We start from the raw sequence: 23,133 nt of genomic DNA, 5'->3' as shown, positions 1-23,133 counted from the left end.
CACCCTGGTATCCGAACGGGACCAGGGTGTTGCCTATTAATAGATTGCTTCCCAGCCTGCAGGAGTGACAAACAGGCGGATCGCTTTAATTTTGCGGTCGTCCATCAGGGTGAAGTAGTGGCGGTAGTTCGGTGGTACGGAGATCAGATCGCCTGGCTCGAGCTCGACATCGAAGTAGCGGTCATCTTTGCCTTTGATGGCGAAAATACCGTGACCATCGACGCAGAAGCGGCACTCATCGTCGGTGTGGTGATGCTCGCCCTTGAATTTCACCAACAGCTCGTCGAGGTTAGGCGTTTTGTCAGAGAGGACGATAATGTCCGCTGTCAAGTAACCGCGACGTTTGCTGATCGCATCGATTTCCGGCTTGAAGGTGTCGAGAATCTCTTGTTTTTCCTCGTCTGTCGGGCTGTAGTTATCACGGTGCTTCGGATCAAGGCGATCCACGCCCCATTTTTCGTAAATGATCTCTTGGGTGTCCAGGAAGGAGACAACTTCCTCGGGTGCTGAGATGTACTCATTGTTGTCGTGAAAACGAATTTGTGCCATCGTTTATTCCTCCTTAATTGGTGGTTGTAGTGGACACGACTGCTTGGCGCAACTGCAGCCAGCGGGCGTGATACTCGAATAAGAATTCAAAAGCTTCCAGGTGGCGCTTGGCCTCGAAGTCATTGCCGCCCCACGTGTAGATACCATGGTTACGGATGAGTACGCCGGGAACCTCGGGTGTGATCACTTTTTCAATTTCGGTAGCCAAGGTCGGAATATCGGCAAAGTTCTCAACAATCGGAACAGTAATGCGGGCGTTTTCTTCCCAGATTCCGAGTCCCTTGATCAGCTCTTGTCCTTGAATGGAGAAAGCTCGTTGTCCAAAGTACAGCTCGGAAATGAGGTTGTTCCACACGGTATGGACGTGGAAGCAAGCACCCGCCTTCGGGAACGATTTGTAGACGACGGCATGGATGAGCGTTTCCGCGGAAGGCTTGAGCGTAGTTTCATCCACCGGACGCGAGTCTTGATCCACGACCAGATAATCCTCGGGGGACAGCTTGGTTTTGTCTTTGCCGCTTGCCGTTACGGCAAATTGCAAGGGATCGTTTTGTATTTTAATCGAGAGATTGCCACTGGTGCCGGGAAACCAGTCCCGGCGGGCAAATGTCAGCTTGGCGTCATCCAGACGGCGAAAGGCATCCAGACGTTGTTCGAGTGTTGCGGTCATGAATTAGACAACCTCCTGTTGGACTTGCTGTAAAATGCGAATCACGTCGTGGAATGTGGCAAACTTGCTATGCGGCAATTGCAGCTCTTCCGCCTTGTCAGCGAGGAAGTGACGGGCAATCACATAGTCAGCGATTTTGGCTCCAGCCAAATCAGTGATAGAGTCGCCGATGACGATGCGGAAATGGGTTGCTGGATCGTAACGGCGGATAATTGTCGTCTTGCACATGCCGCAGCCGTTCGTGCAATGTTCATCGCAAGCGTTTGGCCACGTAATGGTGATGCGCTCTCCGCTGAAATCACTGCCGTTGCAGTAGATGGGCACATTGGAGAGATCAAAAGGTGCCAGAATGGGCTCCAGGAAAAAGTCGATGCCGCCACTCGTGATCAACAGCTCGATGCCTTCTTCGCGGCAATAGCTCACGAATTCAGCAAATCCCGGGCGAATGGTCGCTTCATGGACAATGAAATCAATAATGTCCTGGCGCAAGGAGGAGGGCAAGAGTTGAAACAGCTTGCCGACCCCTTCCTGAACGCTTATTTTTTGCGAAAGGATTTGCTCCGTCAAGGCTTCCCACTCAGGGGGAGCAAACTTGCGGACAATCGCTACAATGTTGTCTTTTTCGGTAATCGTTCCGTCGAAATCACAGAACAGGACGAGCTTTTTGCTCATCGTGCGCCACCCCACTTTTCCAGGGCGATCGCCAGTTCCTGTGATTCAGCAGCAGCTTCTTCCAATGTTCGGCCTGCGGTGACAGCCTCAATCGCGGCAACGAATGCTCTCGCTCCTGCGGTTGCTCCACCGGGATGACCGTGGATTCCACCACCCGCATTGACGATTTGATCAAGACCGAAGTCTTTATAAAGCTGTGGAACTAGCCCCGGATGAATGCCGGCAGACGGAACCGGGAAGGAACGGCGTACACTATTCAGTGGGTCGGTCAAATGCTTGGCGAGCTGCAACGCTTCTGTCTTGTCCAGGGCGACATTGCCATATGGAGATGGGAAGAGCACCAAATCTGCACCAGCTACGCGCATCAACGTTCCGAGCAGAAGCGGGGTGGCGATACCGTAGTCAGGTGAAGGATAGTAAGCGCCTGCCAATGCTGGATGCGCCATGATCGGTACGTGTACATCGGGATCGGCTGCCAAACGGTGCAGGGCGTCGAAGCCAAAGGCCAGCACGTTGAACAAGAGGCAGTCAGCACCCGCATCTACTGCACGTTTCGCTTTTTCGATCAGCTCATGCACAGGTCCGGTCAGGTTGGCTGCATAGAGGACGGGCTTGCCTGTTTCGGCTTCCGTCTCCTGGGCGATTTGCTTGAACGCTTTGATCCGTTCGATAAAAGGAGCGCGGTCATCTGCAAAGAAGATTTCGTCATCTTTCACGAGATCGACTCCGCCTAAGGCTTGTGCTCGGAATTGCGTCTTCAGATCGTCGAAAGGAAGACCCAGGCACGATTTGAAAATACTCATCAAGAGCGGACGGTTATGTGCGCCTAAACGTTCGCGCAGACCATCAATGCCAAACTTCGGTCCAGGAAAATCCTGAAGGAATGAGTCAGGGAAAACGATGTCGACGAGCTTGATTTTGCCATCCATCGATAGTTTGCCGAATATTCCGGTCAACAAGGATGGAATGTCTGCTGTAAAATTGCGGGTCGGATAGCTGACGGTAATCAGACCGCGTGTTTCTCCGTTTTCCAGTGTCGCAAGCGGTGTCGCGCTCACAGCTTCACCGAGATACGGTGCTAGCTCAGCTTGCTTGGCAAGCGGCAGGTCCGTCCAGGAACCGACTGTCATGCCGACAGCAATGGCTTGTGCTTTCTTGTTCAAGTCTTTTGCTTGTGTGAGATAGGTGACGAGGATACGTTGTTCACTCATGTACGTCTAATCCTCCTTGATTTAAATAAAAAAGCCTCCCCATTGAGCGGGGAGGCGGTTGTCGACTATGAAAGCGTCTCGTCTCCTCTCATCTCTCGGGTCAGTAGCCGAGACAAGCCAAAGATGCTCGATCTCGACTCTTATCCGTTGGAATTAGCACCGTTTCGCTATCCAATTGTACGCATTATCCGCGTACGATTCATGGTATAGCGCCGGTTGCCGGGCATCATAGGGCCAGTCCCTCAGCCAGCTCGCGATAAGAGTTATTCGTTTCCCCCATGATATGACGTTCATTGGCAGGAGTCAATTTTTTTTTACAGAGAATGTGCAGCTTGTCGCGCCTTCTCTTCCTTGGACGACTACCGTGGGGAAAAAGTACGGCCCTGCCTGTTCAAGGTGGCCTATCACGCTTTCGTGGACGGTTATCGCAAGAAGACAAAACAACGATTTGCGTTTGGGGAAACCCTGCCAGAGCGACCTGATCGCAAGCAGAAGACGATGGGGCAAATCGATTTCTCGGTCCCGGGTACGTGTGGGGATTTGCGCAGCATGAACTGGATTACGGAGATGCGCCCATTCGGGTAAACGGGGAAGGGGACAGAAGAATGGCCGCTTACTTGGAAGAGATGAAGTACTTATCTGAGCAAGAAGATCTGGCTCGCGATGTCGGCAGATCTTTGCTATTTCGTAGCGACCCACAGATAGCCGAACGATACAACTACATGCAGCAAAACGGAGTGCGAATCTACGGCGCCGTCCTCACCGGACCTACGAAAGAACTGCTGAAGCTCAAGGCCGAAATGTCGATAACAGCAGCGTTTCTAGGCAAGGTAGACTGGTGGAATTGGGAGCGATCTGCGGCATCGGGAACACAATACAGCTACTGATAGCAAGGTGCGAATTTTTGCACAAAAGGGTGTTGACATCGTGGAAGCGTTGGTTGTATGATTCAAACTAAATCAAAAACCGAATACGTTTTGGATACCTTATCCAGAGAAGGTGGAGGGACTGGCCCGATGATACCCGGCAACCGACATGACGCCATTCAGACGCGAGGAAGCGACTGATTGACAGGCGACATGCACGGTGCTAATTCCTGCAGAAACAAAAGTAGTCTGGAAGATAAGGGGGACATCAACACGGTTCTTACACGTGACGACAGCGACCTCTTTTCTTCGGGAAAAGAGGTCTTTTTTTTGCTCTCAGGACACAAACAAGACAAGTAGAGATAGAGGAAAAATACGTAGAGGGGAGTTTTGGAATCATGGCATATCGGGCATTGACTGAACAGGAAGCAGTGGAGTACGTAAAAGAAATACCGAGTCTTTTTAGCGAAGGAGCAGAGCTGACCAGCCGCGAAATCGGGGATGGCAACCTCAATCTGGTTTTTGACATTCAGGAGCCGGCAACCGGTAAGAGCGTCATTGTCAAGCAAGCACTGCCTTTTGCCCGCGTCGTGGGAGAATCTTGGCCGCTTACGATTGATCGGGCTCGCATTGAGAGCGAGGCACTCCGCATTCAGCACAAATACGTTCCAGACTTGGTGCCGCAGGTGTATCATTTCGACGGGGAGCTTGCGTTGACTGTTATGGAAAACGTCGGGGACCACATCATCATGCGCAAAGGTCTGATCGAAGGAAAGCGGTACCCGCTATTCGCGAAGCAAATTGGTCGTTTTCTCGCGCGAACCTTGTTCTTCACATCCGATCTGGGCGCGCATCCGTACGATAAAAAAGCGCTAGTCGGAACATTCATAAATCCAGAATTATGCAAAATAACAGAAGACCTCGTCTTTACCGATCCGTATGAAAATGCGCCTACCAACGACTTCAACCCGTTGATTCGCCGGGAAGTCGAGGCGATTTGGAACAACAGGCCGCTGAAGCTGGAAATCGCCAAGCTGAAATACGATTTCCTTACGCGCTCGGAAGCGCTGCTGCATGGTGACTTGCATACCGGAAGTATTTTCATCACGGAAAACAGCTTGAAAGCAATCGATCCAGAATTCGCTTACTACGGCCCAATCGGTTTTGACATCGGGGCGGTCATTGCCAATCTATTGCTCAACTACGCAGGACAGCACGGTTTGCAAAAAGATCAAGGAGAACGGGAAGCATACCGCGAATACTTACTGGAAACGGTTGAGGATGTCTGGAATGAATTCGTTTCGCAATTCGTTCAGCTCTGGCACAAGCACGCTAAGGAGCGCAGCGCCCATGTCGAAGGACTGTGGCAAAGCTACGTAAGGCGCTTGATTCAGGATACAGCAGGCTATGCCGGATGCAAAATTTTGCGCCGTGTCATCGGCTTGGCAGGCGTAGCGGATCTGAATGCCATTGAAGATGACCAGACTCGCGCAGAAGCAGAGCGTCTGGCTCTCTCGATTGGAGAAGCGCTGATTCTCGGTCGCGGCGGCATAGACGAATCGACAGATATCACGGACATCGTACGCACTGTGACCGAACGTTACTATCAGGAGGAAACGACAGTATGACAACCAGCACCCAATTGGCACCTGTTAAGTGGGAGAATGATGCACTGGTCTTGCTTGACCAGACGCGTCTGCCAGTAGAAACGATCTATTTGAATTTGACTACCTCCGAGCAAGTATGGGGTTCCATTCGTCGCTTGGAGGTGCGTGGCGCACCGGCGATTGGCATGGCGGCGGCTTACGGGCTCTACCTGGGCATTCGTGGAAGTGAAGCGAGCAATTACGACGAGTTTTGGCAGGAACTGAACCAGCAGGCAGACTACCTGGGCTCTTCCCGTCCAACAGCCGTGAATCTGTTCTGGGCGTTGGATCGCATCAAGGCTCGCGTTGAAAAAGAAAGCGGAGCTTCGATTGCTGAGTTGAAAGCGGCAGTGCTCGATGAAGCACTGGCGATTCAAAAGGAAGACGCTGAAGTATGCCGGACCATCGGAGAGCATTTGCTCACTCTGTTGCATGACGGTATGGGAATTCTCACGCACTGTAATCCAGGGGCATTGGCTACAGCAGCGTACGGTACGGCTACCGCTCCATTTTATTTGGCAAAGGAACGCGGCTGGAACCTGAAGGTGTACGCGGACGAAACCCGTCCTGTCCTCCAAGGCGCTCGTCTTACTGCATTCGAATTGCAGCAAGCAGGGATTGATGTGACGCTGATCTGCGACAACATGGCGGCGATGGTTATGTCCCAAGGGAAAGTAGAGGCTGTCATCGTGGGTACAGACCGCGTAGCAGCGAATGGCGATGTCGCCAACAAAATCGGCACGTATGGGGTAGCGGTATTGGCAAAAGCTCACGGCATTCCTTTTTACGTGGCAGCTCCTTTGTCCTCCGTCGATCTGGACACTCCGACAGGCGCAGATATTCCGATTGAAGAGCGACCAGCTGAGGAAATTACCCATGGCTTGGGCAAACAGGTAGCTCCAGACGATATCAAGGTGTACAATCCTGCGTTCGATGTAACGCCTGCGAAGTACATTACAGCGATCGTCACGGAGACAGGCATTTTCAAGCCGGAAGAGATCGGCAATAGCAAAAAATAAAACAATGATTGATAAGCGTTCGCCCTGTTGTTGCTGGCGGGCGCTTTTTGCTCATTTTGGCGTTTTCCAGTAAAATATCCAAGAAAAGGGGAGATTCGTATGCAAATGATTCAACGGATAGCAATTAATGAAGATACGTACTTGAAACAATTAGAATTAGCCGATGCTGAGGAGTTATTTTTGCTTACGGATTCGAACCGGGAGAATCTTATGGAATGGCTGCCGTGGCTGAATTATACGAAGAAGGTAGAGGATTCTCGCCAATTCATCCAAGCGACGATCCATCAGTACAACGATAATCGTGGCATCAACTACGGCATTTGGTACCAAGGACGTCTGGCTGGTACAGTCGGCGTACATACGGTGGATTGGATCAACAAAAAGACGTCTATTGGCTATTGGCTGGGTTCACAATTTCAGGGCAAGGGCCTGATGACAGAAGCAGTGGCGACCTACTTGGATGTATTGATCTTCGGGTCATGGGATTTGGAAAAAGTAACGATTCAGGCTGCTACGGAAAACTACAAGAGCAGATCGATTCCGGAACGATTAGGGTTTCAACTGGAAGGGATACTGCGCCGGAATGAATTTCTTTACGATCATTACGTGGATCATGCCACTTACAGCCTGCTAAAAGAGGAATGGCTTGACTGGAAAATCGATAAAAAATCTTAGATTGAACTGTATGCTTCGATTGACAATGAAAATTCTGTAAATTACGATGGTGAAGACAGATCAAGAGGGCTGCGCGTGATTCGCAAGCCCTTTTTTAGTCATGCTGTTAGGTTTGAATAAATAGAGGTGATTTACATGCAGACACTTCGGCAATTATCTTGGTTTTTTCGTGCCTATTGGAAACGGTATGTCATTGGAATCTCTGTGCTGTTTATTATCGATGTCCTCATGCTTTGGCCACCGAAATTAATCGGGGACACGGTGGATTCGATCCGCAACAGTTCACTGACAGACGCTGACTTGACGCAAACCGTAGTCATCTTGCTCGTTTTGGGTGTTAGCTTGTATGGATTGCGGTTTCTCTGGCGGTACTTGTTAAATGGGGGAGCCTTGATTCTGGAGAGGACACTGCGCGAGCGACTGTTTGCCCATTTGACGAGAATGACTCCGTCGTTTTTTCATCGCAAACGCAGTGGGGATCTGATGGCCGTCGCTACCAACGACATTCCTGCCATTGAACAAACGGCTAGTACAGGGGTGCTTACGCTTGTCGATGCGCTGTTCATGACCTTGTTAACGCTGGGCGTCATGGTGATCGCGATTGATTGGAAGCTGACGCTGGCTGCTCTGATCCCGATGCCGTTTTTGGCTTGGTCAACGGCGTACTATGGAAGGTTGTTGCATGAGCGCTTTTACTTGGCGCAAGAAGCTTTCGGAGAGATGAACGATCATGTTCAACAATCTGTGTCAGGCGTTCGGGTATTGAGAGCATTTGTTCAGGAAAAGGCCGATATCGAGGCATATCGCCGAGTCAGTGAAAAAACGTTGGAGCGAAATGTGAGCGTTTCGCGGATCGACGCCCTGTTCGAGCCGACGATCGGGATTATAATTGGCTTCAGCTTTTTGATCGGGTTGGGCTATGGGACGTATTTGGTGTTCACCAGCGCCATCTCCTTAGGGGATTTGGTTGCGTTCAATTTATACTTGGGACTTTTAATTTGGCCGATGTTCGCCTTTGGTTGGCTAGTCAATGTGTTGCAACGCGGTGGTGCTTCCCACAAGCGTTTTACAGAGCTAATGGTGGAGCAGCCAGATGTGACGGAGGCAACGAATCCGGTCACGAGCCAAATCGCCAATACCGTAGAAGCACGCCATTTTTCCTTTACGTATCCGGGCACCGACAAGCCGGCACTCACTGATATCTCGTTTCGTTTGGGTGAAGGAGAGACGCTTGGGATTGTCGGGCGGACAGGAAGCGGCAAGTCGACGCTATGCCGTGCCTTATTGCATCAATATCAGATGAAGGAACAAGTTCTGTTTATCGGGGGAATCCCGATCGAAGGACTCGCTTTCGATACGCTGCGGGAAAAAATCGGCTACGTGCCTCAGGAGCATTTGCTGTTCTCACGGACGATTACAGAAAATGTGACATTCGGGAAACCACAAGCGACGACCGAGGAAGTGATGCATGCGTTGGAGCTTGCGGAGATGAAGAGAGATCTGGCGCAATTCAGAGATGGATTGCAAACCATGGTTGGAGAGAAGGGGGTCACCCTCTCTGGGGGGCAAAAACAGCGTATTTCCATTGCACGCGCTCTTTTGATGGATGCGGGTATCCTGATTCTCGACGATTCTTTATCGGCTGTGGACGCGCGGACTGAGGAGAGCATCCTTCGTCATCTGAGACAGGAGCGCGCGGATAAAACGACGATTATTACCGCTCATCGTCTGTCCGCCGTACAGCACGCACAACTGATTCTCGTGCTGGATGAGGGGCAGATCGTCGAGCGGGGGACACATGACGAGCTGATGCGGCGCAACGGCTGGTATGCAGAGCAGTACCGTCGTCAGCAAATGGAACAGGATGTGGATGGTTGAGAGAGGGGGGATGCGTTTCATGAGCAAAGAAAATGTATGGGGGCGTTTGACCGAGTACGCCAGGCCATTTCAAAAGCAAATACTGGGCGCGCTGTTCCTGCTCTTGCTGGGAACGAGTGCAGAGTTAGCAGGTCCTTTTTTAGCCAAGGTCATGATTGATAATCACATCCTGGCCATCCAAAAGCCTTGGTATCAACTGGACGAAGTGCCACCACAAGCAGCGGAGCAAGTCACCTCATTGAACGGTACGAACTATATTCGTGAAGACTTCGCAGCTAAGTCGGGTCTTGCTTTGGATAGCCTCAAACCAAAAGAAGTAACTGTGCTGACAGAAGGCACGACCTATTACTTGATTTCAGGCAAGGTGAATCAAAACGGGGAGAAGCAATTCACTCCGATTGCATCCGAAAACGGCAGGGAACGCTTCGAGGTAACAACGAAGGATCAATCAGGTCAAAAGATGACCTCCACAGGCATTCGGCTGACTGCAGAAGAAGTCAAGGCGATGTATCAAGGGGATGTCCTGCCCATTGTCTGGTTGTCCGTAGGTTATGGAGTACTGATCTTGCTCTCAGCTGGATTCAACTACGTCCAGATTTTGTGGCTGCAAAAGATCGCTCAGCGCATCATTCAGCAAATGCGGATGAAGCTGTTTATCCATCTGCAAAAGCTCCCAGTTGCCTTTTTTGACAAAACGCCAGTAGGTGCGCTTGTCTCCCGTGTGAGCAATGATACCGAAGCCATCCGTGAGCTGTATGTAAGTGTGCTCGCCACATTTGTACAAAACGGTCTCTATTTGATTGGAATCTTGATCGCGCTCTACATCTTGCAGCCTGAGCTCGCCCTCTTCTGCTTTTTGACGGTGCCAGTGCTTGTACTGCTAGTCTACGTGTATCAAAAGTTCAGCTCTCGTTACTATGCGGTGATTCGCGCGAAGCTCGGTGATATGAACACAACGATCAATGAAATGATCCAGAACATGACGATCGTGCAGGCTTTTCGTCGGGAGAAAGGTGTACAAAAGGAGTTCGCTGATGTAAACGAAGACTACTTCAAGGTGCGGATGAAAGAAATCAATCTAGAATCCTTGCTTTTGCGCCCAGCGGTAGATTTGATCTGGAAAATTTCCTTGACGCTGATCGTCTGGTATTTCGGTTCGAGTTCCTTCCACAGCGCGATTTCCTTTGGTGCGCTTTTTGCCTTTGTCGATTACATGGGACGTTTTTTCGAACCGATCAACATGATCATGAATCGGTTGTCGCAAATGCAGCAGGCGACCATTTCGGCGGGGCGCGTCTTCGAAATTATGGATGAGATGCCGGAGAAGCAAGAAACGGGTGCACAAATCGAGCGCCCGCGTGGAGAGGTTGTTTTTGATAACGTCTCTTTTGCTTATCAGGGTGACGATTACGTATTGAAAAACGTCTCTTTTATGGCGCAGCCTGGTCAGACGATTGCGTTGGTAGGACACACCGGATCGGGAAAAAGCTCTTTGATGAATTTGCTGCTCGGGTTCTATCCGGTGACGAAAGGGAGCATTTTGATCGACGGGCAAGATATGAGACAGATTGATACGCACTCATTGCGCAGTCATGTCGGACTCGTTTTGCAGGACCCGTTCTTGTTTACGGGAAGCATTGGATTCAATATTCGCATGTACAAGGATACGATTACGGATGAAGAAGTGAAGCGGGCTGCAAAAGCTGTACGCGCTGACGAATTCATTTCCAAGCTACCGGGTGGTTATGACGAACCAGTTGTTGAGCGAGGCATGACGCTATCCGCAGGCCAACGCCAACTAATCTCTTTTGCTCGGGCATTGGCTGCTGATCCTGCGATGCTGATCTTGGATGAAGCAACGGCAAGCATTGACAGTGAAACAGAGCTAGCCATTCAGGAAGCGTTACATGTACTATCAAAAGGTAGAACGACATTTATCATTGCACATCGATTGTCGACGATTCAGCACGCCGACCAGATTCTTGTTTTGTCCCGTGGAGAAATCATGGAGCGAGGTACCCATGATGAACTCATGGCGAAAAATGGTCTTTATCAAAAAATGTATCAGCTTCAGCAAGGGAGTGCTTCCGTAGAGAGTGCTTAGTAGGGAGCTAGGAAGGAGAAACAACACCATGTCACAGTCACGTTACACCTTTTGGGTGTTGATTTTGGTTGTCGGCATTGCGGGGTTAAGCCAAGGCTTGACGATCCCGATGCTGACGGTTTTATTGGAAAAACAAGGTGTTTCATCCGTGATGAACGGACTCAACGCCGCTGCCTTGTATATTGGGATGGTCATGGTCAATCCATTTTTGGAAATCCCACTGCGGCGCATTGGATACCGAGCCACGATATTATGGGGGTTGCTGTTGGTGACGATCGCAACAGCGCTCATCCCGATGTTCAGCCATTTGGCGATCTGGTTCGTATTACGCTTACTGATGGGTGTGGGCGATAGCGGTTTACATTACGCCAGCCAAATGTGGGTGACCAAGATCGCAGCTCCCGAGAATCGTGGACGCGATCTTTCCATTTACGGACTGGCATATGGCGTGGGCTTTAGTATTGGTCCATTAGGCTTAAGCGTGCTGCATTTGGGGATTTGGGTACCTTTTGGCGGCTTGCTCGTTCTGTATCTGATTGCCTTCTTATTATTATCCCGGATCAAAAATGAGTTCCCTGCACAGATCGAACAAACGGAAAAGAAGCAAAACAAATACGCATTTGTTTTGCGACTTGCCTGGCTGGCGCTGATTCCTTCGTTTTTGTTCGGATTCATGGAGACGTCCCTCAACGGCAGTTTTCCCGTTTATGCCTTGCGTACCGGCTTGTCCGTTGAATGGGTTTCCTTGATCCTTCCGTCGTTTGTCGTGGGAAGTATTATTTTGCAGATGCCGCTGGGGGCATTGAGTGACCGTATAGGACGCAAGCAGGTCATGCTCGTGTGTGCGCTTGTAGGGGGATTGGCCTTCTTCCTGTTCCCGTTTGCAGGTGAAAACGTATGGCTGATGATGCTGTTGTTGGCCATAGCGGGAGCGGCTGTTGGTTCCTTTTACTCGCTGGGCTTGGCTTTTTCGGCAGATATTTTACCAGCATCGATGGTTCCTACCGCAGGAATTATCGCGGGCGTCAATTTTGGTGTTGCCAGTATTTTGGCTCCGAATGTGAATGGTCTGCTGATGGATGTGTGGGAGCCGTGGACGATCTTTTGGCTGATGGGATCGCTGCTCATTGTTTTCGCGGCAGCATGTCTGTTTTTTAAACAAAAAGCAACCCAGGAACAGACGTATTCGATGCCGTTGCAAAAACAGGGGTAAAAACAATGATGGATAAGCTTCGCCAAGCTTTTGGCGAGGCTTTTATTTTTTTGCCCAAAAAAGCATAAACGGGCATCAAGGAGGGAAGCGTATGAATAGTAAGTAGAACAGCATGATTGGAAGGGGTTACCCGATGCTGACACCATGCATTTTCAGAAGAGGCATAGCCTGGATCTTATTTTTCGTGCTCAGTCTGGTAATCATTCCGTTTTTCTCAGATGACGGCCAGGCTCCGACACCGTCTGCACCTGCACCTGCCACTACAAATGCAACTTCGCAGCCATAGCTTTGTCTTTGTGTTCACGAAAAAAGACACGCCACTGACGACGGCGTGTCTTTTTTCTGTAGTGTTAGCGTGTAACAAAATTTTGCGTGAAATACGGGCGGCGGTCTTTCATAACGATACCGACACCGAGCTGCTTGAATTTTGGAGAGAGCAAGTTTTGACGATGCCCTGCGGAGTTCATCCAGCTCACGTGGGCCTCGATCCCGTCTAGCTGTCCGTAGGCAATATTTTCACCAGCTGAGCTGTAACGAATGCCGGCTTGCTTCAATCGATCAAACGGACTTCCTGTAGATGGGGAGGTATGATTGAAAAAGTTATTCTGGGCCATGTCCTGGCTGTGTGCTCTGGCCACTGCTGCAACTTGTTCATCCCAAGTAATAACGGGCAGCTTGGCACGTTGCCTTGCCACGTTGAGCAAGTCCAAATTTTGTTTCTCGTATGCGAGCGCTGCCTGCTTTATCTGTGCGTCTGTCAGTTTGGGCAGTTCAGATAATTTCGTATAGGAAATGGGATACATCAAGCCAATCGCAATGGTGGCAAAATGCTCAGGAGTAGAGATGCGCACTCCTGCGACCTTATTTCCACCCAGCTGATCGATTGAGAAGGTGATCGCCTGATTGTTTTGGACATAGGTCGGATGAGTAAGGGTATTTTTTTGGATACGCAGGCTCGGGATGATCGTCAGCGTGTTTTGCGGTACACCCCAGCTATTTTGTAGGTCTTTTGTGGTAGAGCCAATCGTGATGCCATTCAAATTCAGCTTGGCTCCATTGGTAAACAACGTCACGACTTTGCCGTTTTGCAGGCCGACTTGAATATAATTGTTCAAATCTTGATTGTAAATCCACCATTCCACGCCCGTATGACTAGGATCAATGCGGGCAGGCTTGCCTAATGTTTGTTCTACCTGATCTGTGCTCATTCCTAGCTGAAGGTTATAGACGTCATTCGTTTTAACGGCTGCTGCTTGAGGGGCAGCAGATGCAGCTGAAACAGGAAGGACAGGGGCAACGTGGCCGAGCAGAGCCAGCGAAAGGCTCAGGGCGAGGATGCTGGTTACTTTCTGTTTACGCATGTATCTTCCTCCTCGGTTGGATAGGATCTGCCTTGTTGGTAATGGTATCGGCAGGAAGCCGCTACAAAAATAGGGACCAAGGATGCAAAAATAAAACCCCCGCTATAGAAGCGGAGGTTATGGTCGACGATCCCGAATGACATACGTTTTGGCGATGAGATCATGCCAGCCTTGCTTTCGTGGGTGCCATGCAACCCATAGATAGCCCAGTCCGAATACGAGTGAAGCAAGGAGTTTGCCGATGACTTCTCGTAAAAATACCTGTCCGCCAGACAGATTGCCTCGCGCCTGTCTGGCACTAATGACGCGGATGCCTGTGATCAGCTTTCCCAAGGTTTGTCCGGTCCACCAAGTCAGCAAGATCATATAGAGGAGATCAAACAACACCTCCAGCAAATCAATGAATGGAAAAGAGGCGTAAGGAACGGCAAAAACACGACGCAACGGATTGAAAATGAGGTAGCTAATCCCAATCAAGAACATCGAATCAAGGAGCGATGCCAACACACGAATCCAGAAGCCAGCATACAAATGTTGTGGATGGGCTTCTGAATATGGATCAAAGGAATCGGGCTCGCGTGCTTTTTCTTCGTCGGGAAGCTGGTTCATGATAAGCCACTCCTTTCCGTAATAACAGGCTAAGGCATGAACTGATACAGGAGGCGAGGTGAGCTTTGGCGGTCCCATATTCGATTGAGACCAAGCGGATCAGGATTCGACCAGTACTGCTTCATGCTGAATAACAGCTTGCTGATGGAGAGCTGGTCTGCATAGCGGATGACCATAGCTTCATTTTCTCCAGACAAAGAGAGCGCGTAGCGTGTCGCTTCCTCCAAATCACCGAATTCATCGATGAGCCCCAGGCGTTTTGCTTGCTCACCGGAATAGACACGCCCGTCAGCGATTTCCAGCACGCGTTGACGGGAGAGGTTGCGGCCTTTGACGATGACGTCGACGAAATTGTTGTAGCTTTCGTTGACGAGTGTTTGGAAAATATGCCGTTCTGGGTCCGTCAGTGGCCGGGCTGGACTGCCGATATCTTTAAAACGCCCGCTTTTGATCGCGTATTGATGCACACCTAGCTTGTTCGCAGCTTCACTATAGTTAACCAGATTGAAAATCACACCGAGGCTGCCGGTCAGTGTGTTGGGATTGGCAAAAATCGCATCGCCTGTCGTGGCCAAGTAATAGCCGCCTGAGGCCGCTGTGGAACCCATGCTGACGACAATGGGAAGATTGCGGACCTGCTTGAGCCGTAGCAAGCGTCTGTGTAATTCATCGGTAGCGACGACCTCTCCACCTGGACTATCAATGCGAAGGACCACCGCTTTCACCATCTCATCCTCTTCAATTCGGCGTAGCTGTTCAGTCAATAGCTCCGTCATCGAAGGCAGTCCAGCGCTATTCTGTTGCCCCGAAATTACGCCGTTCACAAATAGCTGCACAATTTTGCTGTTGCCATAGCCCGATACCACATTTTCTTCCCAAGCGAACCCAGGATGGTCGACGAGATCTGTATAAGTCCCGTAAATACCCTCCACCAAAAGCCCTAATAGAAAAACGACCAGTACGATTACGAGCGCGACCCATTTTTTTCGATGCATGAAAACCACCTCATACTTAGCATGAGCCGTCGAGGGGAGAGTTACACATGGGACGAGCATTGGAAAAAATGGGATTGATGTGATCGTCTACGAGGATGGCAACCAAACGCTGAAGGGTAAATTCATGCAATTTTTAGATTATTGCGGTAAAATAGAAACACAAGAACGACAAGTTTGTTTTATCGCAATAGGGGGACAGACAAATGATTATACAGGTGTTGGATTTGACGAAGAACTACGGCGATCTGAAAGTGTTGAAGGGCATTACGACTCAGGTAGCAGAAAAGGAAGTAGTCTGTGTCATTGGTCCGTCTGGCTCGGGCAAGAGCACGTTTTTACGTTGCTTGAATCAGCTAGAGGAAATGAGCAGCGGAAAGATTGTCATCAACGGGCATGATTTGTCAGACTCCAAGACCGATATGAATAAAGTCAGAGAAGAGGTCGGGATGGTCTTTCAGCGCTTTAATCTCTTTCCGCATAAAACGGTGCTGGAAAACGTCATGCTAGCCCCTGTAAAAGTGAAGAAAATGTCCGCGGAAGAAGCCCGCAAGCAAGGCTTGGCTCTCTTGCAGAAGGTAGGGCTCCAGGATAAGGCCGATGTGTATCCCGAGAGGCTGTCTGGGGGGCAGATGCAACGAGTGGCAATCGCAAGGGCGCTCGCCATGAATCCAAAGGTCATGCTGTTTGATGAGCCGACATCCGCCCTAGACCCGGAGCTGGTAGGAGAGGTGCTTGCCGTCATCAAAAATTTAGCCAAGGAAGGCATGACAATGGTGATCGTGACGCACGAAATGAATTTTGCCAAGGAAGTGGGTGACCGCATCATTTTTATGGATCAGGGTATCATCATGGCAGAAGGTCATCCCAGTGAGGTTTTTGGCAATAACGTAAACGATCGCTTGCGTTCGTTCTTGGGCAAGGTATTGGCGTAAAAAAAGAAGGGCACCAGTTGCTTCGTTTCGTATCATGAAAAACGAGGCACTGGTGCCGTATTATTTTGCTGCATCCAACAATTGACTGACCGTGACAAACCGATAGCCCTGCGAACGCAAATCCGTGATGAGCTCCCGGAGTGCAGCGACTGTTTGCCGTTGGTTCAGCCCCCCATCATGAAACAGGATGATATCCCCGGAGGAGACATTGCTCTTGACGCTTTTGGCAATGACGTTAGCTGTGCGTGCCAAAGACCAATCACGAGGATCAATCGACCAGTGAATGATGTCGTAGCCACTGGATTGAACCGCATTCATGACGTCATGTGTCAGGATGCCGTAGGGTGGACGGTAGTATTGCGCCAAAATGCCGGTCGTCTTCAAAATGGAGCGTTCTGCATGCTTGATTTCTTCGTACACTTCATGCTCGGTCAGCTTGTTCAGATCAAAATGATGGTAGCCGTGGTTGCCGATTTCATGCCCAGCCTTGTAAATCCACTGCATGACTTTTGGATGCTTGTCCACTTGGGAGCCAAGGACAAAAAACGTAGCGCGAATGTTGTACTGATGCAGCACCTCAAGAATTTGGGGCGTATAGATAGCATCCGGTCCATCATCAAAAGTGAGAGCGACGACCTTTTTTTCTGTGTCGATTCTGTGGATCGGCTCATACGAAGGCAGTGTTTGTTGGGCAAAAGCAGGTAGGGTGCTGTAGCCAAGAAGGCAGGCGAAAAGCAAGGCGTACCGTATGCATTTGCGCATGAACAATCGCCTCCTTCTTCTGGGATGTGATTAGGTTCACCTCCTGCCAGGGAAAACATGCTACCAAAAGAAAACAGCGGTCAGAGTAGGTGGCGGTTATGTTAAAATGGAAGAACCGTACATAGGAGAGGAGAGAGTTTGGTGGAACTCCGCGGTATTTTGCAAGGACTAACACACGAGTACCATGGAGGGGACAAGCCGGTAGACTACTATTTGAATATCGGTGAAGATCGCCTTCCGCTTAATGAATGGCTGGGCAGTGAATTGACGATTTCGTTTTTAGGCGTAAAAAACTGCATTGCCTGTGGCCGCAAAACAAACAAGACGTTTAACAGTGGGTATTGCTATCCCTGTTTTACCAAACTGCCGGAAAATGACTTGTGCATCGTCAAGCCGCATGAATGTCATTTTGACTTGGGGACTTGCCGGGACGAGAGCTTCGGCGAGAGATATTGCATGATTCCTCATTTTGTCTATCTGGCAGTGTCGAGTGATATAAAGGTAGGATTGACTCGTAAGCATAATGAATTGAGACGCTGGGTGGATCAAGGCGCGATTCGCGCGATACCGATTGCGGAGGTTCCCACTCGTCGGATGGCTGGGGAGCTTGAATTCCACTTGAGTCAGTTTTTACCGGACAAGACCAACTGGCGCAAAATGCTCAAGGGAGATGTGAAGGAAATTGATTTGCTCGCCATGCGTGACGAAGTGTACGGTCATTTTCCTGAACAGTTTAAAGCATTCCAATATCGCGAGGACGAATGGGTAGATATTGCCTATCCGATCTTGGAGTCACTGGATAAAATTAATTCCAAAACGCTCGATAAAGAAGAACAGCTCGGCGGGCGATTGATCGGTGTGAAAGCACAGTATTTGATCTTTGACAATGGTGTATTCCAGACGAGAAAGCATGCTGGCTACCAAGTCGAGATCAAAGCAAAACCATCTGCATAATGACGTGCAAACTCCTCACACTAGGACATGTGAAGGAGGATTGGGCAGATGGATGAGCACATTGAGTACACCATGCCTTTAACCGGGACACTGGCTGAGGCTGTGGAAGACCAGAATGCCAAGCAACTAGGGGTGCCCTTCTCGCCGCTTTCGCAAATGTGGCAGGTAAATCCTGACCAGACGAATGAAGAAGATCATGCAAAGAGCGAGCGTGCCGGAAAACGGATTCCACAATAGAAACATGCGTATGAACGACAGCCAGAAGGAAGGGATGGTTGTCGTTTTTGTTTGCAACACGTTCACCGCTTCTTTTACAATGAATAGATACATAAACAAAAAGCGAGGAAATGAATATGACGATAAAAGCCTACCTGTACAACAAATGCGATACATGCCGCAAAGCGAAAAAATGGCTCACGGATCAAAATATTGGCTTCGAAGAAATTCCAATCGTCGATGCACCGCCGTCCAAAGAGGAGCTGCGCCAAATTTGGCAGACAAGTGGTCTCGATCTGCGCAAGTTTTTCAATGTGAGTGGAGTCCATTATCGCGAGCTCGGCTTGAAGGACAAGCTTCCTACGATGTCAGAGGATGAAATGCTTGAGCTGTTGGCTTCCAATGGCAAGCTGATCAAACGGCCTCTTATCGCAAGCGATCGTACCTTAACCCTTGGTTTCAAAGAAGAAGAACTGGAGAAGGCTTGGGGAGGGAAGGCATGATGCGCCAACCTTCCAAAAGGCTGAACCATCTTTCCGCCGATATTTTTTCAGAAATGGCGGCTCGCAAAAGGGAAGTTGCCAAAACGAGAACAGTATACGACTTGAGTATCGGCAGTCCTGATCAGCAGCCTGACGAGAAGCTTCTGCAAACGTTAATCCATGCCATCCAGCAACCAACCGCTTTTCGCTATCCAATGAGCGATGGAACGGCGGTCTTCCGAGAAGAGGTCGCCCGCTGGTATCAATATCGTTTTGGGGTGGAGCTGGCGCCAGATGGGGAGGTTCATTCCTTGATGGGGTCACAGGATGGTTTGGCTCACTTTGCTTTGACATGGACCGATCCTGGAGATATCGTCCTCGTACCTGATCCTGGGTATCCGATCTACGAAGGCAGCGTTCATTTGGCAGGAGCGGTACCTTACCGGATGCCTCTGCGGGCAGAAAATGAATTTTTACCAAAGCTGACCGACATTCCAGAGGAGATTGCGGCTCGTGCAACGTTTATGATTCTGAACTATCCGAATAATCCAGTTTCCGCGGTCGCTACCCTTGCCTTTTTTGAAGAGGTCGTGGCTTTTGCCAAACGTTTTGACATTATCGTTGTTCATGATTTGGCATATTCGGAAATGGTGTTTGACGGCTATCAAGCGCCGAGCTTTTTGCAAGTGCCAGGAGCGAAGGATGTAGGAATCGAGTTTAATTCGTTTTCCAAGAGCTTTAACATGGCAGGTTGCCGGATCGCTTACGTTGTAGGGAATGCAGACATCATCAAGCCGCTTGCGATTGTAAAATCCAATATCGATTACGGCGTCTTTTTGCCTGTACAGCAAATGGCCATTGAGGCTTTGCGAAAGGATCGGGAATCGGATGGGAAAAACACAGTCGCACCCGTTTACCAAGAACGACGTGATGTGCTGCTGGGGGCATTGGAACAGGCAGGATGGAGCATTCCATCTCCCAAGGCGACCATGTTTGTTTGGGCAGCTGTACCGGGCGGCTGGACGTCACGAGAGTTTGCCTTTGCTTTACTGGAGAAAGCCGGAGTCGTGGTCGTTCCGGGAAGTGCCTTCGGCGAAGAAGGAGAAGGGTATGTACGAATTGCGCTCGTCCAACCTCCCGAGATCCTGTTAGAGGCTGTGGCTGCTATCGATCAATCCGGGATTCTTCACATGAAAACAAGTGTGTAGCGGTTGAAGTTAAAAAAGAGGGGATGAGCTTTCATGCGTTTGCGCGAAGAAATGCCTGACTTTCCTGGGATTACGGAGTGGATCAACGGGCAAGTAACCAAAGCTGATTTGGTTGGAAGTCCTGTCTTGGTGCATATCTGGTCCGTCAGTTGCTACATGTGCAAGGAATCGATGCCGAGCATTAACGAATGGCGAGATCAATACGCTGCTAACGGTTTGAAGGTCATTGGAATTCATATCCCTCAATCGGAAAAAGATACAGACATCGAGATGATCAAGAAGGCGATTGCAGAACAACATTTGACACACCCTATTGCAATCGATAATGATAGAGAGACAGCCGATGCATTCCAGAATGAATACGTCCCCGCTTTTTATTTGTTTGACGAGGCTCTTCAGTTACGTCATTTTCAGGCAGGAGAGAAGGGTCTCCAACTGGTAAAAAAACGCTTGTTCAGAATTTTGGGGATCGAAGAGGAATCCTAGAATGTTCGTCTAATTAAGTATGTGTAATGGATTGTACCCGATAGGAGGATATGTAAACGATGGAATTCCCGAAAAATCTACGTTACAGTGAAGAGCATGAGTGGGTGCGAGTAGAAGGAAACAAGGCGTACATCGGAATCACTTCTTTTGCTCAATCAGAGTTGGGTGACATCGTGTTTGTCGAATTGCCTGAGGTAGGCACGACAATCCAACAGGATGAGCCGTTTGGCAGCGTGGAATCGGTAAAAACCGTTTCTGAACTGTACGCTCCTGTAACTGGTAAAGTAGTAGAAGTAAATGGCGAACTGGAAGATGCACCTGAACTGGTTAACTCCTCGCCATACGAGCAAGCATGGATGATCGTCGTCGAATTGTCTGATGCAGCTGGGCTGGACAAGCTGATGGATGCAGACAAATACGAAGCGATGGTAAAAGAATAGGAAACAAAAAAGCCGGGGCTTTTATGCTCCGGCTTTCTTTATTTATGGACGGACTATTCCAGCTTGAATGTTCGTACTGCATCATTAAGCTCTTCTGCCATTTTTGCCAGCATTGTTGCAGCCGAAGAGATTTCCTCCATGGAAGCGGTTTGTTCTTCCGCTGCTGCTGCAACCGTTTGAGAGTTGCCGGCTGATTGTTCTGCGATTTGTGTAATATGCGTAATGGCGGATACAATCGTCTGCATTTGCTGACTGATCTTGTTCATTTCCGTTGTCACTTCATTCATGCGGACGAGCAGCCCAGACGTGGAGCCAGTAATTTGCTCAAATGCATTTCCTGTGGAGCGAACGAGAGTCATGCCTTCTCCCAAAATAGAAGAGCCATGATTCATTGCCGCGATCGCTGAGCCTGTGTCCTGCTGAATCACTGTAACGATATGACTGACCTGCTCGGCGGCAGAGCTGGACTGTTCGGCCAGCTTGCGCACCTCGTCGGCTACAACTGCAAAGCCTCGTCCTTGTTCTCCGGCGCGAGCTGCTTCGATAGCGGCGTTCAGAGCGAGCAGGTTGGTTTGATTGGCGATCGTCGTGATGAGTGAGATCATTTCTCCAATCTCTTGGGAGCGTTGGCCTAACGTATTGACAATGGTAGAAGTCTTGGCCATCTGGCTATGGATCACATCCATGTGCTCGACTGTTTTGGCTGCCATCTGATTGCCATCTGTGGCTTGACGGTTCGCTTCTTGTGTAGAGAGATTTACATCCTCAATTCCTTTTTCCATCGCTTCAATGTGTACGGCAATCTCGTTAATGACTTCATAGCCTTGAACGGTCGCATCCACTTGCTGCTCAGTACCGTAGGCAATTTCTTGAACGGATTGAGCGATTTGCTCTGTTGCTTTGCTCGTCTGTTCCGCACTTGCCATCAATTGCTCAGACGTAGCAGCAACCTGTTGAGCGTTGAAGCTGACTTGCCCCAGCGTTTCGCACAAGGTTGCCGTCATGGAGTTGAAGCGATTTGCCATAATCCCCATCTCATCGGCTGTCTGAATATCCATGGAAGCGGTAAAATCGCCATTGGAGAGTGCATGAGCCAGCTGGTTGGCGCGATCGATTTGTTTGGTCAAGTATTTGCTGAAGTAATAAATGACAGCAATCATGATCAACAGACCGATCAGGCTCACCGTACAAAGCTCAAAGAACAAGTCATAAAGAGGATCAGCAATTTCTTTTTCCGGCATAACGAGAGCGATTGTCCAGTTTGTATCTCCGAGCTCTTGAAAATAAACACGATTGATGCCGTTTTCATCATTAAACGTTTTCATGCCTGACTTCTCTTCTAGAAGAGAAGGACCTATTGCTGCCAAGGAAGCATTATCATCAGATTGAACGGAATGATTCATCAGCTTGTCTGCTTGAGGATGAGCGAGATATCTCCCTTTTTGATCCACCAAAAAGGCCCAGCCTGTTTCGCCTACTTTTGTACTGGAGACGAGCTTTTCCACGTCAGTGAGTGTAATATCGTCTGTGGCCACACCCAGAAGCTTTTTATCCGGAGTGTAAAAAGGAGCGACTACCGTCACCATGGAGACCTTGGAAACCTCGTCAAAGTACGGCTCGGAATAATCGGTTTCCTTCTTGGTCGAAATACCGACCTTGTACCAGTCTTGATTTGGATAGTTATAGGAATCGCTGCTGTACTCATTTGTAATGTTAACCTTGCCGTCAGTCTTTGCCCCGTAAGTAGCAACGAGTTTCTTGTTCGGGTCAAAAGCGTAAGGTTCCATGAAAATTCCCATTCCGACCGTCGTATCATTAATGAGAACGGTTTTGGACAGCAGGGAATTTAACTGCTCTAGCGAATTTGTAACAGGACCCATTTCAATAAAGCGAGCCATACTCAGCGTTACCTTGCTATGGGCTTCCAGTTGCTTTTCCACATTACTGCCGACCATATCTAGTTGATAATTCATTTTGTCCTCAATTTCCCGATTCAGTTGGTCGACAGAGAACCAGAATCCGATGCCCACGACGAGCAAAAGAGTCAAGATAATGACAGGCAGTGTAATGGTCAGTGTTCGAGCACGAAGACTTTTGAAACGAAACATGGAACCGCTCTCCTTTTGAATTTTTGCTAAAATGATTATTATTCCTTATTATCGGATAGATTAAGACTATCTTGTAT

At 49.4% G+C, this 23,133-nt stretch carries 24 protein-coding genes and 2 riboswitches; of the genes, 15 read left to right on the top strand and 9 right to left on the bottom strand.

Translation table 11 applies throughout. From position 1 onward, the window contains the following. Window positions 1-36 precede the first annotated feature (36 nt). Genes ACKKE8_RS26640 through ACKKE8_RS26625 form a run of 4 tightly spaced genes read right to left on the bottom strand, consistent with a single transcriptional unit; the run spans window position 37 to window position 3,102 of the window. Complete coding sequence (locus ACKKE8_RS26640; protein WP_106839160.1) at window positions 37-549, bottom strand: acireductone dioxygenase; 513 nt, start codon at window positions 547-549, stop codon at window positions 37-39. Between the two features lie 13 nt (window positions 550-562). Beyond that, complete coding sequence (locus tag ACKKE8_RS26635; RefSeq protein ID WP_069848847.1) at window positions 563-1,219, bottom strand: methylthioribulose 1-phosphate dehydratase; 657 nt, start codon at window positions 1,217-1,219, stop codon at window positions 563-565. A 3-nt stretch (window positions 1,220-1,222) separates the two neighbouring features. Beyond that, window positions 1,223-1,891 carry a 2-hydroxy-3-keto-5-methylthiopentenyl-1-phosphate phosphatase gene (locus tag ACKKE8_RS26630; protein WP_409175664.1) on the bottom strand — a complete coding sequence of 223 codons (669 nt, stop codon included), beginning with the start codon at window positions 1,889-1,891 and terminating at the stop codon, window positions 1,223-1,225. After that, window positions 1,888-3,102: a 2,3-diketo-5-methylthiopentyl-1-phosphate enolase gene (locus ACKKE8_RS26625; RefSeq protein WP_409175663.1), complete on the bottom strand. Its 1,215-nt coding sequence runs from the start codon at window positions 3,100-3,102 to the stop codon at window positions 1,888-1,890. The genes ACKKE8_RS26630 and ACKKE8_RS26625 overlap by 4 nt, the downstream gene beginning before the upstream one ends. An 85-nt stretch (window positions 3,103-3,187) precedes the next feature. Next, a riboswitch (SAM riboswitch) is annotated at window positions 3,188-3,365 on the bottom strand. Window positions 3,366-3,516: 151 nt separating this feature from the next. Between ACKKE8_RS26625 and ACKKE8_RS26620 the strand changes: the two genes are divergently transcribed. The 8 genes from ACKKE8_RS26620 to ACKKE8_RS26585 all read left to right on the top strand — a co-directional run bounded on the left by ACKKE8_RS26620 (window position 3,517) and on the right by ACKKE8_RS26585 (window position 12,503). Further along, the gene (locus ACKKE8_RS26620) at window positions 3,517-3,687 is read left to right on the top strand and encodes a hypothetical protein (RefSeq protein WP_409175662.1); all 171 of its coding nucleotides are present in this window, start codon (window positions 3,517-3,519) and stop codon (window positions 3,685-3,687) included. Continuing rightward, the gene (locus tag ACKKE8_RS26615; protein WP_409175661.1) at window positions 3,633-3,989 is read left to right on the top strand and encodes an anti sigma factor C-terminal domain-containing protein; all 357 of its coding nucleotides are present in this window, start codon (window positions 3,633-3,635) and stop codon (window positions 3,987-3,989) included. Before ACKKE8_RS26620 ends, ACKKE8_RS26615 begins: the two co-directional genes overlap by 55 nt. A 96-nt stretch (window positions 3,990-4,085) precedes the next feature. Continuing rightward, a riboswitch (SAM riboswitch) is annotated at window positions 4,086-4,231 on the top strand. Window positions 4,232-4,366: 135 nt separating this feature from the next. Next, window positions 4,367-5,596, top strand: coding sequence for an S-methyl-5-thioribose kinase (gene mtnK, locus ACKKE8_RS26610; protein ID WP_409175660.1), 1,230 nt, complete (start codon window positions 4,367-4,369; stop codon window positions 5,594-5,596). Next, window positions 5,593-6,633, top strand: a complete 1,041-nt coding sequence (gene mtnA, locus ACKKE8_RS26605) for an S-methyl-5-thioribose-1-phosphate isomerase (RefSeq protein ID WP_142497031.1) — start codon at window positions 5,593-5,595, stop codon at window positions 6,631-6,633. The genes mtnK and mtnA overlap by 4 nt, the downstream gene beginning before the upstream one ends. Before the next feature lie 99 nt (window positions 6,634-6,732). Continuing rightward, window positions 6,733-7,308 (top strand): GNAT family N-acetyltransferase, encoded by a 576-nt coding sequence (locus tag ACKKE8_RS26600; RefSeq protein WP_409175659.1) that lies wholly within the window; start codon window positions 6,733-6,735, stop codon window positions 7,306-7,308. Window positions 7,309-7,443: 135 nt separating this feature from the next. After that, window positions 7,444-9,186: an ABC transporter ATP-binding protein gene (locus ACKKE8_RS26595; RefSeq protein ID WP_409175658.1), complete on the top strand. Its 1,743-nt coding sequence runs from the start codon at window positions 7,444-7,446 to the stop codon at window positions 9,184-9,186. Between the two features lie 19 nt (window positions 9,187-9,205). Continuing rightward, window positions 9,206-11,290 carry an ABC transporter ATP-binding protein gene (locus tag ACKKE8_RS26590; RefSeq protein WP_409175657.1) on the top strand — a complete coding sequence of 695 codons (2,085 nt, stop codon included), beginning with the start codon at window positions 9,206-9,208 and terminating at the stop codon, window positions 11,288-11,290. A 28-nt stretch (window positions 11,291-11,318) separates the two neighbouring features. Then, complete coding sequence (locus tag ACKKE8_RS26585; RefSeq protein WP_409175656.1) at window positions 11,319-12,503, top strand: MFS transporter; 1,185 nt, start codon at window positions 11,319-11,321, stop codon at window positions 12,501-12,503. A gap of 350 nt (window positions 12,504-12,853) precedes the next feature. Here the strand turns inward: ACKKE8_RS26585 and ACKKE8_RS26580 are convergent, their stop codons facing one another. From ACKKE8_RS26580 to sppA, 3 genes are all read right to left on the bottom strand, one after another. After that, window positions 12,854-13,864, bottom strand: a complete 1,011-nt coding sequence (locus ACKKE8_RS26580) for a CAP domain-containing protein (protein WP_409175655.1) — start codon at window positions 13,862-13,864, stop codon at window positions 12,854-12,856. Window positions 13,865-13,981: 117 nt separating this feature from the next. Further along, window positions 13,982-14,473, bottom strand: a complete 492-nt coding sequence (locus ACKKE8_RS26575; RefSeq protein ID WP_409175654.1) for an RDD family protein — start codon at window positions 14,471-14,473, stop codon at window positions 13,982-13,984. A 29-nt stretch (window positions 14,474-14,502) separates the two neighbouring features. Next, a complete protein-coding gene (gene sppA / locus ACKKE8_RS26570; protein ID WP_409175653.1) occupies window positions 14,503-15,468 on the bottom strand; it encodes a signal peptide peptidase SppA in 966 nt (321 codons plus the stop codon). Between the two features lie 203 nt (window positions 15,469-15,671). Between sppA and ACKKE8_RS26565 the strand changes: the two genes are divergently transcribed. Next, window positions 15,672-16,400 (top strand): amino acid ABC transporter ATP-binding protein, encoded by a 729-nt coding sequence (locus tag ACKKE8_RS26565; RefSeq protein WP_409175652.1) that lies wholly within the window; start codon window positions 15,672-15,674, stop codon window positions 16,398-16,400. Between the two features lie 60 nt (window positions 16,401-16,460). Here the strand turns inward: ACKKE8_RS26565 and ACKKE8_RS26560 are convergent, their stop codons facing one another. Beyond that, window positions 16,461-17,162: a polysaccharide deacetylase family protein gene (locus ACKKE8_RS26560; protein WP_409175651.1), complete on the bottom strand. Its 702-nt coding sequence runs from the start codon at window positions 17,160-17,162 to the stop codon at window positions 16,461-16,463. Window positions 17,163-17,303: 141 nt separating this feature from the next. Between ACKKE8_RS26560 and ACKKE8_RS26555 the strand changes: the two genes are divergently transcribed. From ACKKE8_RS26555 to gcvH, 6 genes are all read left to right on the top strand, one after another. Further along, window positions 17,304-18,116, top strand: a complete 813-nt coding sequence (locus ACKKE8_RS26555) for a DUF2797 domain-containing protein (RefSeq protein ID WP_409175650.1) — start codon at window positions 17,304-17,306, stop codon at window positions 18,114-18,116. Window positions 18,117-18,164: 48 nt separating this feature from the next. After that, window positions 18,165-18,353 (top strand): hypothetical protein, encoded by a 189-nt coding sequence (locus ACKKE8_RS26550; protein ID WP_409175649.1) that lies wholly within the window; start codon window positions 18,165-18,167, stop codon window positions 18,351-18,353. Window positions 18,354-18,469: 116 nt separating this feature from the next. Then, the gene (locus ACKKE8_RS26545) at window positions 18,470-18,835 is read left to right on the top strand and encodes an arsenate reductase family protein (RefSeq protein WP_409175648.1); all 366 of its coding nucleotides are present in this window, start codon (window positions 18,470-18,472) and stop codon (window positions 18,833-18,835) included. After that, window positions 18,832-20,022: an aminotransferase class I/II-fold pyridoxal phosphate-dependent enzyme gene (locus ACKKE8_RS26540; RefSeq protein WP_409175647.1), complete on the top strand. Its 1,191-nt coding sequence runs from the start codon at window positions 18,832-18,834 to the stop codon at window positions 20,020-20,022. The genes ACKKE8_RS26545 and ACKKE8_RS26540 overlap by 4 nt, the downstream gene beginning before the upstream one ends. Window positions 20,023-20,055: 33 nt before the next feature. After that, on the top strand, window positions 20,056-20,508 hold the full coding sequence (locus tag ACKKE8_RS26535) for a redoxin domain-containing protein (RefSeq protein WP_409175646.1): 453 nt from the start codon (window positions 20,056-20,058) through the stop codon (window positions 20,506-20,508). A gap of 59 nt (window positions 20,509-20,567) precedes the next feature. Next, the gene (gene gcvH, locus ACKKE8_RS26530) at window positions 20,568-20,948 is read left to right on the top strand and encodes a glycine cleavage system protein GcvH (RefSeq protein WP_017251442.1); all 381 of its coding nucleotides are present in this window, start codon (window positions 20,568-20,570) and stop codon (window positions 20,946-20,948) included. 53 nt (window positions 20,949-21,001) lie between these two features. Here the strand turns inward: gcvH and ACKKE8_RS26525 are convergent, their stop codons facing one another. Then, window positions 21,002-23,056: a methyl-accepting chemotaxis protein gene (locus tag ACKKE8_RS26525; protein ID WP_409175645.1), complete on the bottom strand. Its 2,055-nt coding sequence runs from the start codon at window positions 23,054-23,056 to the stop codon at window positions 21,002-21,004. Between the last annotated feature and the right edge of the window lie 77 nt (window positions 23,057-23,133).

This window comes from Brevibacillus fortis (genome assembly GCF_046196545.1).
In the GTDB taxonomy this organism is placed as follows: Bacteria; Bacillota; Bacilli; order Brevibacillales; family Brevibacillaceae; genus Brevibacillus; species Brevibacillus fortis_A.
The sequence above is the reverse complement of the archived record's forward strand: the minus strand, read 5'-3'. Positions and strand labels throughout refer to the sequence as shown.

Bases quoted from the DNA above. Each gene is read 5' to 3' on its own strand.
- ACKKE8_RS26595 (WP_409175658.1), top strand. From the start codon at position 7,444: ATGCAGACACTTCGGCAATTATCTTGGTTTTTTCGTGCCTATTGGAAA.
- ACKKE8_RS26580 (WP_409175655.1), bottom strand. From the start codon at position 13,864: ATGCGTAAACAGAAAGTAACCAGCATCCTCGCCCTGAGCCTTTCGCTG.
- sppA (WP_409175653.1), bottom strand. From the start codon at position 15,468: ATGCATCGAAAAAAATGGGTCGCGCTCGTAATCGTACTGGTCGTTTTT.
- ACKKE8_RS26585 (WP_409175656.1), top strand. From the start codon at position 11,319: ATGTCACAGTCACGTTACACCTTTTGGGTGTTGATTTTGGTTGTCGGC.
- ACKKE8_RS26565 (WP_409175652.1), top strand. From the start codon at position 15,672: ATGATTATACAGGTGTTGGATTTGACGAAGAACTACGGCGATCTGAAA.
- ACKKE8_RS26525 (WP_409175645.1), bottom strand. From the start codon at position 23,056: ATGTTTCGTTTCAAAAGTCTTCGTGCTCGAACACTGACCATTACACTG.
- gcvH (WP_017251442.1), top strand. From the start codon at position 20,568: ATGGAATTCCCGAAAAATCTACGTTACAGTGAAGAGCATGAGTGGGTG.
- ACKKE8_RS26545 (WP_409175648.1), top strand. From the start codon at position 18,470: ATGACGATAAAAGCCTACCTGTACAACAAATGCGATACATGCCGCAAA.
- ACKKE8_RS26550 (WP_409175649.1), top strand. From the start codon at position 18,165: ATGGATGAGCACATTGAGTACACCATGCCTTTAACCGGGACACTGGCT.
- ACKKE8_RS26635 (WP_069848847.1), bottom strand. From the start codon at position 1,219: ATGACCGCAACACTCGAACAACGTCTGGATGCCTTTCGCCGTCTGGAT.
- ACKKE8_RS26640 (WP_106839160.1), bottom strand. From the start codon at position 549: ATGGCACAAATTCGTTTTCACGACAACAATGAGTACATCTCAGCACCC.
- ACKKE8_RS26600 (WP_409175659.1), top strand. From the start codon at position 6,733: ATGCAAATGATTCAACGGATAGCAATTAATGAAGATACGTACTTGAAA.
- mtnK (WP_409175660.1), top strand. From the start codon at position 4,367: ATGGCATATCGGGCATTGACTGAACAGGAAGCAGTGGAGTACGTAAAA.
- ACKKE8_RS26630 (WP_409175664.1), bottom strand. From the start codon at position 1,891: ATGAGCAAAAAGCTCGTCCTGTTCTGTGATTTCGACGGAACGATTACC.
- ACKKE8_RS26625 (WP_409175663.1), bottom strand. From the start codon at position 3,102: ATGAGTGAACAACGTATCCTCGTCACCTATCTCACACAAGCAAAAGAC.
- ACKKE8_RS26535 (WP_409175646.1), top strand. From the start codon at position 20,056: ATGCGTTTGCGCGAAGAAATGCCTGACTTTCCTGGGATTACGGAGTGG.
- ACKKE8_RS26575 (WP_409175654.1), bottom strand. From the start codon at position 14,473: ATGAACCAGCTTCCCGACGAAGAAAAAGCACGCGAGCCCGATTCCTTT.
- ACKKE8_RS26560 (WP_409175651.1), bottom strand. From the start codon at position 17,162: ATGCGCAAATGCATACGGTACGCCTTGCTTTTCGCCTGCCTTCTTGGC.
- ACKKE8_RS26540 (WP_409175647.1), top strand. From the start codon at position 18,832: ATGATGCGCCAACCTTCCAAAAGGCTGAACCATCTTTCCGCCGATATT.
- ACKKE8_RS26590 (WP_409175657.1), top strand. From the start codon at position 9,206: ATGAGCAAAGAAAATGTATGGGGGCGTTTGACCGAGTACGCCAGGCCA.
- mtnA (WP_142497031.1), top strand. From the start codon at position 5,593: ATGACAACCAGCACCCAATTGGCACCTGTTAAGTGGGAGAATGATGCA.